13 protein-coding genes and 1 tRNA gene are annotated in these 12,232 nt (G+C 64.1%); 9 read left to right on the top strand and 5 right to left on the bottom strand.

Going from position 1 to position 12,232, the window contains the following annotated elements; genetic code table 11:
• Positions 1 to 112: 112 nt before the first annotated feature.
• On the bottom strand, positions 113 to 670 hold the full coding sequence (locus ZAL01S_RS08270; RefSeq protein WP_066082135.1) for a hypothetical protein: 558 nt from the start codon (positions 668 to 670) through the stop codon (positions 113 to 115).
• Positions 671 to 833: 163 nt separating this feature from the next.
• Between ZAL01S_RS08270 and ZAL01S_RS08265 the strand changes: the two genes are divergently transcribed.
• The 4 genes from ZAL01S_RS08265 to rlmB all read left to right on the top strand — a co-directional run bounded on the left by ZAL01S_RS08265 (position 834) and on the right by rlmB (position 5,211).
• On the top strand, positions 834 to 1,316 hold the full coding sequence (locus ZAL01S_RS08265) for a CarD family transcriptional regulator (RefSeq protein ID WP_066082133.1): 483 nt from the start codon (positions 834 to 836) through the stop codon (positions 1,314 to 1,316).
• A 155-nt stretch (positions 1,317 to 1,471) separates the two neighbouring features.
• Positions 1,472 to 2,728: a bifunctional 2-C-methyl-D-erythritol 4-phosphate cytidylyltransferase/2-C-methyl-D-erythritol 2,4-cyclodiphosphate synthase gene (locus ZAL01S_RS08260; RefSeq protein ID WP_066082131.1), complete on the top strand. Its 1,257-nt coding sequence runs from the start codon at positions 1,472 to 1,474 to the stop codon at positions 2,726 to 2,728.
• 60 nt (positions 2,729 to 2,788) lie between these two features.
• The gene (cysS, locus tag ZAL01S_RS08255; RefSeq protein ID WP_066082128.1) at positions 2,789 to 4,213 is read left to right on the top strand and encodes a cysteine--tRNA ligase; all 1,425 of its coding nucleotides are present in this window, start codon (positions 2,789 to 2,791) and stop codon (positions 4,211 to 4,213) included.
• Positions 4,210 to 5,211 (top strand): 23S rRNA (guanosine(2251)-2'-O)-methyltransferase RlmB, encoded by a 1,002-nt coding sequence (gene rlmB, locus ZAL01S_RS08250; RefSeq protein WP_066082126.1) that lies wholly within the window; start codon positions 4,210 to 4,212, stop codon positions 5,209 to 5,211. Before cysS ends, rlmB begins: the two co-directional genes overlap by 4 nt.
• On the opposite strand, the gene ZAL01S_RS08245 is transcribed toward rlmB, so the two are convergent.
• From ZAL01S_RS08245 to ZAL01S_RS09855, 4 genes are read right to left on the bottom strand one after another with little or no spacing between them, the layout of a single operon-like run.
• Positions 5,208 to 6,050, bottom strand: a complete 843-nt coding sequence (locus tag ZAL01S_RS08245; protein WP_066082124.1) for a siderophore-interacting protein — start codon at positions 6,048 to 6,050, stop codon at positions 5,208 to 5,210. The two genes, rlmB and ZAL01S_RS08245, sit on opposite strands and share 4 nt — an antisense overlap.
• A complete protein-coding gene (locus tag ZAL01S_RS08240; protein WP_066082122.1) occupies positions 6,047 to 8,083 on the bottom strand; it encodes an iron ABC transporter permease in 2,037 nt (678 codons plus the stop codon). Before ZAL01S_RS08240 ends, ZAL01S_RS08245 begins: the two co-directional genes overlap by 4 nt.
• Positions 8,080 to 9,036 carry an ABC transporter substrate-binding protein gene (locus tag ZAL01S_RS08235; RefSeq protein ID WP_066082118.1) on the bottom strand — a complete coding sequence of 319 codons (957 nt, stop codon included), beginning with the start codon at positions 9,034 to 9,036 and terminating at the stop codon, positions 8,080 to 8,082. Before ZAL01S_RS08235 ends, ZAL01S_RS08240 begins: the two co-directional genes overlap by 4 nt.
• A 20-nt stretch (positions 9,037 to 9,056) precedes the next feature.
• The gene (locus ZAL01S_RS09855) at positions 9,057 to 9,968 is read right to left on the bottom strand and encodes an ABC transporter ATP-binding protein (protein ID WP_083523206.1); all 912 of its coding nucleotides are present in this window, start codon (positions 9,966 to 9,968) and stop codon (positions 9,057 to 9,059) included.
• A 129-nt stretch (positions 9,969 to 10,097) separates the two neighbouring features.
• Between ZAL01S_RS09855 and ZAL01S_RS08225 the strand changes: the two genes are divergently transcribed.
• The 5 genes from ZAL01S_RS08225 to ZAL01S_RS08205 all read left to right on the top strand — a co-directional run bounded on the left by ZAL01S_RS08225 (position 10,098) and on the right by ZAL01S_RS08205 (position 12,173).
• Positions 10,098 to 10,173: transfer RNA gene (locus ZAL01S_RS08225), tRNA-Thr, on the top strand.
• Positions 10,174 to 10,315: 142 nt separating this feature from the next.
• Positions 10,316 to 10,654, top strand: a complete 339-nt coding sequence (locus tag ZAL01S_RS08220) for a YbaK/EbsC family protein (RefSeq protein WP_159421654.1) — start codon at positions 10,316 to 10,318, stop codon at positions 10,652 to 10,654.
• Positions 10,655 to 10,830: 176 nt separating this feature from the next.
• Entirely contained in the window at positions 10,831 to 11,367 is a 537-nt protein-coding gene (locus tag ZAL01S_RS08215; protein ID WP_066082108.1) for a hypothetical protein, read from the top strand.
• Positions 11,368 to 11,570: 203 nt separating this feature from the next.
• Positions 11,571 to 11,771, top strand: a complete 201-nt coding sequence (locus ZAL01S_RS08210; RefSeq protein ID WP_066082106.1) for a hypothetical protein — start codon at positions 11,571 to 11,573, stop codon at positions 11,769 to 11,771.
• Positions 11,772 to 11,777: 6 nt separating this feature from the next.
• Positions 11,778 to 12,173 (top strand): hypothetical protein, encoded by a 396-nt coding sequence (locus ZAL01S_RS08205; protein WP_066082104.1) that lies wholly within the window; start codon positions 11,778 to 11,780, stop codon positions 12,171 to 12,173.
• Positions 12,174 to 12,232 lie beyond the last annotated feature (59 nt).

Raw genomic sequence — 12,232 nt, 5'->3', positions numbered from 1 at the left:
GGTCGAATGGCGGCGTAGTCGCTGTCTCGAGGCCACCGGCCTGCATCCGCAATGCACCAAGATGAAAGGGCTCCGAACCAGTTGGTTCGGAGCCCTTTCGTGAAACTTGAGACTAACCCTGCGCGCCTTCGGCCGGAGCTTCTTCCGTCGCCGGTGTCTCCGTAGGCGCAGGCGAAGCCGAGGTGCTCGGCGATGCCGAACTCGTCGGAACGAGCGTCGAGTACTCGGCGAGCGTGCCATCGAGCACCGGGACGTCGATCGAAGCGGTCTCGCCCTCGTTCGGGGTGAACGTGACCTTGACGGTCTGGCCCGGCTTGAACTCTGCGCCGGTGAGCTCGACCTTTTCGCCGTCGGTCGTGCCGACCTTGACGATCGACTCGTTCTCCGGGAGCTGCACCTTCTCGGATGCGCCGCCCTCGATCGAGATCGTGATGCTGGCAGCCTCGTTCGTGTGGTTGACGATCGACGCGAGCAGCGAAGCCTTCGAGGTGTCCTCGCCGTCGGTGAGGAGCATCGCGTTGCGGACCTGGATCTGGCCTGCCGTCACGTGCACGCCGTCACTAGCTGCGTACATGTCGGCCGTGCGCTGCGGGCTGATGTAGTTGCACGCGGTGAGGCCAGCCCCAAGGGCGGCTGCGAGCGCAAGGGAAACGACGGCGCGGTACTTCACGGCGTGGGCCTCCTAGTGAAGGGGTTCAGACGACATCCCTGACTGGGGTGGATATCGCACACAGGTATCTCTCACCCTATCGGATTGCGAGCGCCTCGTGGCGGCGGCGAACCTTACCACTGGTTGATCGTGATAGACTCGATGTGAAAAGGGGTATCTATTTATGCAGTTTGAGGTCGGGGAGACGGTCGTCTACCCCCATCACGGAGCAGCAACCATCGCCGAGGTGAAGACTCGGAAGATCAAGGGCGAAGAGAAGCTCTTTCTCAAGCTCAACGTCGCGCAGGGCGATCTCGTCATTGAGGTTCCGGCAGACAACGTCGATCTCGTCGGCGTCCGCGATGTGATCGGCAAGGAAGGCCTCGAAGAGGTTTTCGACGTGCTTCGTGCTCCCATCACCGAAGAGCCGACCAACTGGTCGCGCCGCTACAAGTCCAACCTTGAGAAGCTCGCCTCGGGCGACGTCATCAAAGTCTCGGAGGTAGTGCGCGACCTGTGGCGCCGCGATCAAGACCGAGGTCTCTCGGCTGGTGAGAAGCGCATGCTTGCGAAGGCACGCCAGATTCTCATCTCGGAGCTTGCCCTCGCAGAGAAGACCGACGAAGAGCGCGCCTCGGAGCGCCTCGACGAGGTTCTCGCCTCCTAAGGTTTCGTGCGAAGCGGCCAGACGGTTCTCTGTCTGGCCGCTTCGTTGTGTCTGGGTACACGTTGCGATTCCACAATTGGTCAGTTCTAGAGGGGTATGAGCCGCATATGTGGACATCGGCCCGAAAACTGACCAATTGTGGCGGGAAACGTGCGATGCGGGGACGACTCGTGCCGGTTACCCTGGGGGGCGTGAGCGTCGCAGCAGACTCAGCCCTTGCCGGCCCCCGCACCGGCGTCGTGATCGTCGCCGCCGGAAGCGGCACGCGACTTGGCGCCGGCCAGCCGAAGGCCTTCGTTCCGGTCGCCGGCGTGCCGATGCTCGAACGGGCGTTGTGGTCATTCGTGGGCCTCCCAGGGGAGTGGGAGCTCGCGATCGTCGTCCCCGAGGGCTTCGAGGATGAAGCGCGACAGCTCGCTGAGCGGGCGTTCGGAGAATACGAATCGTCGCGCATGACCCTTCACCTCTGTCTCGGCGGGGAGAGCCGCCAAGCATCTGTGCGGGAAGGGCTTCGGTGCCTGAGTGAGCAGTGCGACGTCATCCTCGTCCATGACGCGGCCCGCTGCATGGCCTCGTCCGCACTCATTGAGCGTGTGGCCGGAGCAGTGCGAGCCACTCACGCAGGCGTCATCCCAGCGCTACCTGTCGTGGACACCATCAAACGCGTCCGGACGAACCCGAGTGGCTCCGAATCAATTGCAGAGACCGTCTCGCGAACGCCATTGCGTGCGGTGCAAACGCCCCAAGGATTCCCCGCTGCTGCCCTTCGACGTGCGTATGAAATGGCTGCTGAGGAATACACCGACGACGCGGCGATTGTCAGTGCGTGCGGCTACCAGGTGTCAACCATCCCGGGCGAGGGGGATGCGTTCAAGATCACGACCCCCGCAGATCTTCGACGTGCCGAGCAGCATGTTGAGTCGTTTGCTCCCGGGGTTCCGCTGCCCTCCGTCGGGTTCGGCGTGGATGCACACGCCTTTGACCCGTCGTGCGAGCTCTGGTTAGCGGGTCTTCACTGGCCTGGTGAGATTGGCCTTTCTGGCCACTCTGACGGTGACGCGGTGGCGCACGCCATGTGCGATGCCCTCCTGTCAGCTGCCGGGCTCGGGGACATCGGCGAAATATTCGGGACCGAGGACCCAGAACTTGAGGGGGCCCACGGCGAAGTCTTTCTCCGGCGTACGCGTGAACGCCTTGAATCTCACGGATATGTGATCTGCGGCGTCTCTGCTCAGTTTGTCAGCCAGCGACCGCGCTTCGCCTCGCGGAGGATTGAAGCGGAACGCGCTCTGAGTGCTGTCTTGGGTGCGCCCGTGAGCTGTTCTGCGACGACATCGGACCGCCTCGGCTTCATGGGGCGTGAAGAGGGCGTCCTCGCGTTCGCGGTTGCCACGGTGCAATTCCGGCAGTAGCGACGCGAGACTCGGCTGAGCCGGTGTCACAATGTCGGTGGTCCTCAATAGACTGGCGAAGTGACTCAACAGATCTATGACACCAAGGCGCAAGCCCTCCGCCCCTTCGAGCCTCGAGTTCCCGGCGAGGTGTCGCTGTATGTCTGTGGTCCCACCGTGCAGTCCGCGCCGCACATCGGCCACCTGCGCTCCGCGCTCGTCTACGACCAGGTCCGCCGCTGGTTCGAATACCAGGGCTTGCGCGTGACGCTCGTCCGCAACGTCACCGACATTGACGACAAGACGCTCGCGAACGCCACCGAAACCGAGCCCTGGTGGGCACTTGCGTACCGCGTGGAGGGCCTTTTTACGCAGGCTTACGATGCGCTTGGCATCCGTCGCCCCACCTACGAACCCCGCGCGACGGCATCCATCATGGAGATGCAGCAGATCATCCAGACCCTCATCGAGCGCGGCCACGCCTACGCCGCCGAAGACGGCTCGGGTGACGTCTACTTCGACGCCGCAAGCTGGCCCGAATACGGGGAGCTCACGAACCAGCGTCCGGACGACATGGAAGCTGCAGCCGACGGCCCCGCCCGCGCCAAGCGCAGCCCGCAAGACTTCGCCCTCTGGAAGGGACGCAAGGAGTCCGAGCCGGAGGATGCCTCGTGGTCGTCGCCGTGGGGCCCGGGTCGTCCCGGCTGGCACATCGAATGCTCGGCGATGTCGACGAAGTACCTCGGCACCGCCTTCGACATTCACGGTGGCGGCCGCGACCTTCGCTTCCCGCACCACGAGAACGAACTCGCGCAGTCGCGCGCGGCAGGCCACGAGTTCGCTGCCTTCTGGATGCACAACGGCCTCGTCTCGATCTCTGGCCAGAAGATGTCGAAGTCGATCGGCAACACCGTCTCGGGCCACGAACTGCTTGAACTCGCACGACCCATCGTCATCCGCTACTTCCTCGGCAGCGCGCACTACCGCTCGACGATCGAATTCTCGACCGATGCGATCGCTGAGGCCGACGCCGCGTTCTCACGCATTGAAGGCTTCCTCGAGCGCTCCGCCCGCCTCGATGGTGTGACGGATGCCGAATCCGACGCGCCCAAGCAGGTGCCGGATGCCTTCGAAGCGGCTATGCTCGACGACTTCGGCATTCCGCAGGCGCTCGCGGCGCTCCACGAAGAAGTCACGCTCGGCAACCAGGCAATCGACCGGGCAGATGTGGCAGAGATCGCACGTCGCCGCGCAGCAGTTCGCGCCATGCTCGGTGTCCTCGGGCTCGACCCGGAGGCACCCGAGTGGCAGAGCGAAAGTGCTGGCGGTGCGGCAGGCGAGCACGAAGCGCTCGACTCGCTCGTGCAGGCGCTCGTGGCAGAGCGTGCCCAGGCGCGTGCCGAAAAGGACTTTGCTCGAGCTGACCGCATCCGCGACCAGCTCGCCGACGCAGGAATTCAGGTCGAAGACTCGGCCCAGGGAACACATTGGAGCATCGCACGATGAGCAGCTTGAAGAAGAAGGGCCCCCAGAAGGGCACTGGCGGTCACGGCCGCAAGGCACTCGAGGGCCGCGGCCCGACGCCGAAGGCAGAGGACCGTTCGTGGCACGTTGCCGGTAAGCGCAAGGCTGCCCGCGAGCGTCTCGCCGCGGCCGGTGGCGGCAAGGGCGCGCGCAAACTGCAGTCGCACAGCAGCCGTCCGGCAGGCCGTGACGGTGGCGCGCCGCGTCGTCGCCCCGCCGACGAGCATGAGCTCGTGACCGGCCGCAATTCCGTGCTCGAAGCGCTGCGTGCAGGCATCCCCGCCACCGCGCTCTACCTCGCCATGCGCACCGAAATGGATGAGCGCATGAAGGAGATCGTGCAGATCGCCTCCAAGCGCGGCATCGCGATCATGGAGATCATGCGTCCCGAGCTTGATCGCATGTGCGGGCGGGATGCCGTCCACCAGGGCGTCGCGATCAAGGTCCCGCCGTACGAATACAAGGATCCGATGGACCTGCTCGACGCGAGCTTCGACCGTGCCGAGCAGCCGCTCTTCGTCGCGCTCGACGGCGTGACCGATCCGCGCAACCTCGGCGCGATCATCCGCTCGGTGGCAGCATTTGGTGGACACGGTGTCATCGTTCCGCAGCGTCGCGCTGCGGGCGTCACGGCATCCGCGTGGAAGACGTCCGCCGGCGCCGCATCCCGTCTCCCCGTCGCGATGGCCGCGAACCTCACTCAGACCATCAAGGCCTACAAGCAGGCGGGTGTGTTCGTGATCGGTCTCGACGGCGACGGAGACACGACACTTCCTGGTTTTGAACTCGCGACCTCGCCGCTGCTCGTTGTGGTCGGCTCGGAAGGGAAGGGCCTGTCGCGCCTCGTGACCGAACACTGTGACGCCGTCGTGTCGATCCCGATCGATGGCGCGACCGAATCGCTCAACGCTGGCATTGCGGCCTCGATCACCATGTACGAGGTCGCGAAGCTGCGCGCAGAGGCTGCCGCGCGCCGCTAGAGGCAACCTCCGCGCCGCCAGTAGCCCATCACGCTCGTTTCTTCGCGTGAGTAGCTTGCGCGGAGGGCACGGCGGATGCTTCGAACCCACCCACATTCGCCAGCAACCCAGGCGTAGCGTTCGCGGCCGAGGCCTTCATCCCAAAGTTTCGCAGTGCAGTCATCGGCTGTTTCCTCGGCACGACAGGGGAGAAGCGTCGTCCTCGGAAGATCGTCAAGAGCACTGTGCCCGTCTGCGCGCACGCGCCACTCAACGGTCATGCGCTGTGGGATGTCGAGCAAGCGCACGTCGCCGGCCTCGGCCACTTCAATCACGAGCCGCCCGCATGCTGTGGCGGGCAGCGTCGGAACGATGTTGGCGACGGCAGGGAGTGCCGTTTCATCAGCGATGATGAGGAAATCGTCTGCTGTGCCCGGCGTCCACGCCACTCCTAAGGTTTCGTGGCCCTCGCGGCGGGCATCGGCAGCTAGGAGCCCCACTTTCGTGCCGGGCGTGCCGTATCGGGCGAAATCTGACCCTGGCCCCGAAACGTCTGCATGGATTGCAACATCGATGCAGGCAAAGGGGCCCCGCTCATCCTCCGCGAGGGCGGAAAAGGTATACGTGCGCACGATGGGGCGGTCGTCCCCGAGGTCGCTCCATGCGGCATACCAGCGATCGTCAGCGCGTTTGAGGTGCTCGAGATGTTCTTCGCTCCCGAGGACAAGCTTCATGCGCTGGTCAAGCATGGTACGCCCGATGTGTTCGAGGCCTGGGGCCCGGAACGTGAGGCGAACAAAGCTCGGACTCAGGATGCGCCGTTCGGTGAACTCAGCCAGGAACAGGGAATAACTCGTCATGAGGAAACTCGCATTCGATGAAGGAGCCAGGCGAAGAACGGGAGGCCGACGAGGGCACACACAATGCCAACAGGCAACTGGATCGGGGAGAGCACGGTACGCGCAACGGCATCGGCGAACACGACCAGGAGCGCTCCGAGGATAGCTGTGAGCGGAAGGTGGACGCGGTGCCGCCCACCGAGCAGCATGCGGGACGCGTGGGGTGCGGCAAGTCCAACGAAGCTGATGACTCCGATGGCCGAGGTTGCGGCAGCCGTGAGGACGACCGCTACGACGAGGACGACGGCCCGGGTATGTTTCGGTTTCGCTCCGACGACCGCAGGTGTGACGGCATCCAATTGGATGAGGTCCAGACGTCGATGCAGCACCACTGCTATGAAGGTTGCCGCCCCGAGTGCCACGAGCACGGGGACAGCGCGGTCAAGCTGTGCGCCGTAGCTCGATCCACCGAGCCACGTCACTGCCCGCGTCTTGTTCCACGGATCGGTTGACACGATGAGGAACGTGGTGAGCGCACCGCTGGCAGCGTTGAGGCCAAGCCCTGCAAGGACGAGGCGGGTGGGATCCCATCCACTGCGAGCAGCAAGCAGGAACAGTAGGGCTGCACTCACCGTCGCGCCGGTCAAGGCGCCAAATGACAGGATGAGTGACCCCGTGCCAGTGCTCGTGATCACCATGAGGGCACCGACCCCCGCACCGCCGGACACACCCAGCAATCCGGGGTCAGCGAGCGGGTTTCGAGTGACGGCCTGGACGAGTGCCCCCGCAAGAGCTAAGGCAGCCCCTGCAGCGAGCGAGACGACGACTCGCGCGAAGCGTGCGTCGAGCATCCAGGTGATCCGGGATGAAGCCTGGGCTTGCAGCCAGTTCGCGACATCGCCGAGCAAAAGGGGGAGTTCTCCGGGAAGGAGCGCCAGCGTGGCGGTTACGAGGAGTGCGACGAGGGCCGCGACAATCGTGACGACGGGATGCCGACTTGGCCAGCCTCGACCAGCGATCGCGGCTGGCGAGTCACCGACGGTCCCGGATCGCATTGATCTCCCCAAGATGAGCAGGGCGAGACCGCCCATGAGTGTGGTCACCACACCGCTCGGAACTTCGACCGCAGCTTGGGCTCCAAGCACGGCTCGAAGGAGGACGTCCGCGCCGAGCAAGAGCAACGCGCCGGTGAGTGCTGCAAGGCTGAGCTGCCACGGCATCCGATTGGGGTACCGGAGTCTGCGGGCAATCCAGCGAGCGATTGGCGGCGAGCACAATCCCAAGAATCCGACGGGCCCCGCGATTGTGACGGCACAGGCAGCCAACATGACTGCCGCAATGGTGAACGCAATGCGGGTGCGGCCGATGTGGACGCCGAGCGCCCGCGCGGTGTCGTCGCCGAGCTGAAGGAGATCAAGGAGGTCTCCACGAACGATGAGCCCGGTCAATGTGAGCAGGATGAGCGGTGCGAGCTGTATGACGGCATCCAAGCCAGGCTGGGAGAGCGTTCCCGCACCCCACGCAAACAGTCCCTGCGTTTCTTCGGACGCCACGAGAATGAGGGCAGACGCGATCGCCATCAACCCGAGCGTGAGGGCTGACCCCGCGAGCACGAGTCGCACCGGAGAGCCTGTGCGTCCTGCCAACATAAGGACAAGTCCGGCGGCTGCGAGTCCGCCGAAGAACGCTGTCGCTGTGTCGAACCACAGGCCGAGGTGGAGGCCGCAGGCCGCCGTCACCGTGAGGCCGAGCTTTGCACCTGCGTTGACTGCGAGCGTATCCGGCGAAGCGAGTGGGTTTCTCGCGAGGGCCTGCATCGTGGTGCCGGCAGCGCCGAGAGCAAGCCCGACAAGGATCGCAGCGAGAAGTCGCGGAATGCGGGACGCGACGAGCACGTCGAAGGTGAGATGCGCGGCGTTGCCCTGGGTGAGATGGATAGCGCCGAGGCCAGCCACGAGGGTGAGCGCGCCGAGCAGCACGAGCGCGTGCTGTGCAGTGGGCGCAGCGTGCTCACGAGCGGTGACTGGCCTCGGGGAAGGGAGTGTGAGGGTCATGCCGAGGTCATGACGGCGGCGAGTTCGTTCGCCCACTGCGCCATCGAGGCAGGCCCGCCGTAAATCCAGACGCCGTTGGCGACATCGTGAACCCTGCCAGCAGCAACGGCAGGGTGCTGGGACCAGAGCGGGTTGTCCTTGAGCGTGCTTTGGGCACTGCCCTCGCCTCCGCTTGTCCAACTCAAAATCGTGATGTCGTCGGGAAGGTTGCTGAATCCTTCAAGGTCCAGGGACCCGGTTCCCCAATCACTTTCATCGGGGCCATCCCACGCGTTTTCGAGGCCGAGTTCTTGAGCGAGAGCGGCGGTCTGGGCGCGGTCGGAGTGCATGCGGATGCCGACGTTGTTGCCGGTGACGTTGAAGTACGCGAAGACGTACTTCTTGTTCTCGATCTTCGCGATCTGTTCGCGAGCGTCGGCGAGTGCAGCATCCAACTCGGTGAGCTTGGCTTCGGCCACATCGCTCTTGCCGAGCAAGTTCGCAACGGTGGTGAAGTTGTTGCGCATCATGTCGAGGGGAGCATTGGGGTCAGCATCCTTGAGGAGCACGACCGGGGCGATTTGCTCGACCTGCTCGATGGCGTCCTCGGGAATGGAGCCCACGTCGCCGAGAATGAGGTCGGGATTCGCCTGCGCAATCGCTTCAATGTTCGGCTCGGTGCGAAGTCCGACATCGACAGGATCTCCGCTGACCTTCACGGCGGTGTCCCACTTACTGAAACCGTCGATGTCGGCGATGCCGACCGGTTCAACGCCGAGATGCAACACGTTCTCGGTGGCACCCCACTCGAGCGTGACGACACGCTCTGCCGGGCCGTCAATCGTGACGCTCTTGCCGTTCCCGTCAGTGACGGTGATGGCGGCTCCTGCGGGGGCGGCTTGGTCTGGTGTCGCTGCATCGGTGGTGCCGCAACCGGTGAGCGCGGCGAGGATCGCCCCGCATAGGGCTGTCATGCCAAGCCCTCGTTGAATGTTCATACCGTCATGTCGCTTTCTGTCATGGTGGTGGCTTTCGCGGTGGGGGACATGGGGGAGGTTGGAGGCGTGGCCCGTGGGCGAGTCTGCTGCGCGTGTGCGGATGCCACGTCTGGCAGAGGTGCGTCAAGTGAGCGCAGTGCATCGATGCTGATGCGAGGGCCATTGCGTGTCACTGCGACCGGGATCTCATAGCACTGGCTGAGTATCGTTTGGGTCAGGACCTCGTGCGGGGCTCCCTGTGCTGCGATGCGTCCTTCGTGAAGGAGCACGAGGCGATCAGCGACGGCGGCCGCCTGGTTGAGGTCATGCAGTACCACTCCGACTGCGACGTCGTGATCGTCAGCGAGACGTCGTATGAGACGCAGCAGCTCGACCTGATGGCGGAGATCCAGGTGGTTTGTCGGCTCATCGAGCAGCAGCGTCGTGGCCTGTTGAGCAAGACAGCTCGCAAGCCACACGCGCTGGATCTGGCCTCCGGAAAGCTCATCGACGTACTCATCGGCGAGGTCATCGAGTCCTGTCATGAGCAGTGCCTGCCTGACGTGTTCCGCGCCTTCGGCGTCGCGGCCAAAGAGCCCATAGCGGTGTGGATGGCGTCCATAGTGGACGGCTTCGCGAACCGTGACTCCGGCAGGGGTCGGGCGATGCTGGGCCAGGAGTGTGAGGCGCTGGGCGAGTGTTCGTGCGCTGAAGGTTTCGAGGGGTGCGCCGTCGAGCGTGATGGCACCGCTCTCGACGTGATGGAGTCGTGCGAGGGCTCGGAGCAGCGTTGATTTGCCAGAGCCATTTGGGCCGACAAGTGCCGTCACGCTGCCGTGGCGGAGGCGAAGGCTCGCGTTCACAACGGTGACGCGATCGCCGTACGACAAGGTCAGCTTCTGGGCATCGAGCGCGGCATAATCGGACATGAGTGTAAGGTTAGGCTTACCTAACTCACTGTTGCAAGTGGAGGGTTGTTGTGGGTGTGTGGGTTGTGTCGCGCGCGAGTTCCGTGTCATGACTAGACTGATGAGCCGCTCGAGGTCCCTCGGGCGTAGGCCGGCTTAGCTCAGTTGGTAGAGCAGTGCTCTTGTAAAGCGAAGGTCGCGGGTTCGAGTCCCGCAGTCGGCCCCACCCCTTTACCGCTCAGGTCGCAGTTTCGACCTCAGGTCGCGCGACCTAGGGTCGAAACTGCGACCTGAGCGGGGATGAGCCAGGAAGAGGCGGAGAAGGCACGGAACGGGCACACGTTCTGGACGTCTTGCAGCGCCATGGTGTGCAGTATTCGATCGTCGAATACCCCGCTGTCGAGACAACGGCGCTCGCGGACGAGTTCATCGAGGGATACGAGGGCGTTCGGACGAAGAGTTTGTTTCTCGTCAATCGCAAGAAGAACCGTTCGTACCTCGTCATCATGGACGGCGCGAAGGAACTCGACCTTGATTCGCTGGCCGAGCAGTTCGGTGAATCGCGACTGTCGTTTGGGTCGCCGGAACGTCTCCAACCTGCCCTCGGGCTCGAGCCCGGCATCGTTTCATCGTTCGAGATGCTTGATCCGGACCCACGGGAGGTGAAGCTCTGCTTCGATGAAGTGATACTCACCGAGCGGTCTTGACGTTTCACCCGGGTGACAATAGGGGACGGTGTTTGTTGAGACGGATGCATTCCTCAAGATGCTCGCGGCGGAGGAGATCGCCTACGAGTGGATCAACATTGAGTGACGGGCCGGATCGGAGGGGCCGCGTGAAGACCGAGAAATCGAATGTCGGTGGTCCCTCATAGCCTCAGGACATGATCCGAGAACTCCCGCAGAACCCCTGGAAACCCAAGGTCGAACTCATGCTGCGCTCACTTCATCGTGAAGCCGAGCGCGAGCTCAACGAAGCTGCCGATGTCGATGCGGCGATGGCCGCTTACGAACGCGAGCAACTCCTTGAACTGCTGCTGCGCACGCTCCGCGAATCCGGTCCTGATGCCTCGGGGCTTCGCCGCTTCCGCCACCACATCGTTGCGGCCGAACGGCACGCACGCGCGGAACTGCATCCGTTGCTCGTTTCAATTGCCGAGCGTGTACCAAGCGAAGTTGAAGAGCTTGCTGCGCAGCCAACTCCCTTCTGCCCTGGGAAGCGCCGTTTCGCCACGCGGCTTGACGCTGAACTTGTCGTGGCGAATTCGGCCCTTCGTAGCAAGCTTGGCAACGAACGACGCAATGAGTACCGAAGCTACTTCTGCCGCTCATGCAATGCCTGGCACGTTTCCAGTCGTCACCGGTGGAGCTACGAGGAACGCCGCGCGCACGAAGCCGAGCGCCTCGCGGCTGCGGCCTAGCTTCGGTGCATTGTGTGGCTGTGGCTGCCGTTGTAGTTGCTGGTGTGGCTGGGGCGGGACGTGGCCGTGTCGCGGTCCTCGCACAGACGGCCAGTCCGGTGATCCCTTCCGCACCCCGGTGCGGGGGAGCATCGTCACTCCGAGCTCCATCACGGGCCCGACGCAGCTCACTCATCCTTGCCCACCTGCGGTATCCCGCATGTGTGCAGGTAGACGGCGAACTCGTGCTTGCCTATCCCTGCCCGGCCGGCACCACAGATCTCCGCTACGACCGGGGCATCGAGTACCTCGGCGAAGCGCTCGCCGCCCGCGGCTTCACGGTGCTCATCCCGGAACTCTCACCGCTCTACCTCAACGCCTTCACCGAAACCTACGACCAGACGCAAGGTTTCCTCGCCGAGTAGGACCTTATGAACACCGAGCTCGGTGCGGCCAACGTGGGCGCGCCCAACCGGCTCGAACTCAACTTCTACGGCCAGCTTGACAGCTCCTGCATCGGCTTCATGGGCTACTCACGTTCCGGCAGCCTGGTGCCTGAGCTGGTCGAACCGTGTGCCGCAGGGGCTACGCCCATCGCGAGCATCGCCAACTACGGTGCCTCGTACCCCGTCCCTGACTCACTAGACGTACCCTGGGCAGCACCACTCGCTGCCGACATCCCCGTCTTGGACGTCATGGGGTCACTGACGGTGACGTGTACGGAGCCCCGCGCTCTTCGCCTCGACCTACCCGAGCAACACCCTGCGCTTCGTCCTCCCCACCGAAGCCCGAAACAGCACGATCGCCTCGCTCACCATCTCAAGTGACGACGCCGCCGTGCTGTCGCTCCAACAAGTGGACGTCCTCCGCGAGTCGTAGCGAAGCC

The sequence above is a fragment of the [Zimmermannella] alba NBRC 15616 genome, assembly GCF_001570905.1.
Taxonomy (GTDB): Bacteria; Actinomycetota; Actinomycetes; order Actinomycetales; family Microbacteriaceae; genus Pseudoclavibacter; species Pseudoclavibacter albus.
The sequence above is the reverse complement of the archived record's forward strand: the minus strand, read 5'-3'. Positions and strand labels throughout refer to the sequence as shown.

Excerpts from the sequence above, each read along its gene's own strand:
- ZAL01S_RS08265 (WP_066082133.1), top strand. The coding sequence starts at position 834 with ATGCAGTTTGAGGTCGGGGAGACGGTCGTCTACCCCCATCACGGAGCA.
- ZAL01S_RS08260 (WP_066082131.1), top strand. The coding sequence starts at position 1,472 with ATGCGGGGACGACTCGTGCCGGTTACCCTGGGGGGCGTGAGCGTCGCA.
- rlmB (WP_066082126.1), top strand. The coding sequence starts at position 4,210 with ATGAGCAGCTTGAAGAAGAAGGGCCCCCAGAAGGGCACTGGCGGTCAC.
- ZAL01S_RS08245 (WP_066082124.1), bottom strand. The coding sequence starts at position 6,050 with ATGACGAGTTATTCCCTGTTCCTGGCTGAGTTCACCGAACGGCGCATC.
- ZAL01S_RS08240 (WP_066082122.1), bottom strand. The coding sequence starts at position 8,083 with ATGACCCTCACACTCCCTTCCCCGAGGCCAGTCACCGCTCGTGAGCAC.
- ZAL01S_RS08235 (WP_066082118.1), bottom strand. The coding sequence starts at position 9,036 with ATGACAGCCCTATGCGGGGCGATCCTCGCCGCGCTCACCGGTTGCGGC.
- ZAL01S_RS09855 (WP_083523206.1), bottom strand. The coding sequence starts at position 9,968 with ATGTCCGATTATGCCGCGCTCGATGCCCAGAAGCTGACCTTGTCGTAC.
- ZAL01S_RS08215 (WP_066082108.1), top strand. The coding sequence starts at position 10,831 with ATGATCCGAGAACTCCCGCAGAACCCCTGGAAACCCAAGGTCGAACTC.
- ZAL01S_RS08205 (WP_066082104.1), top strand. The coding sequence starts at position 11,778 with ATGAACACCGAGCTCGGTGCGGCCAACGTGGGCGCGCCCAACCGGCTC.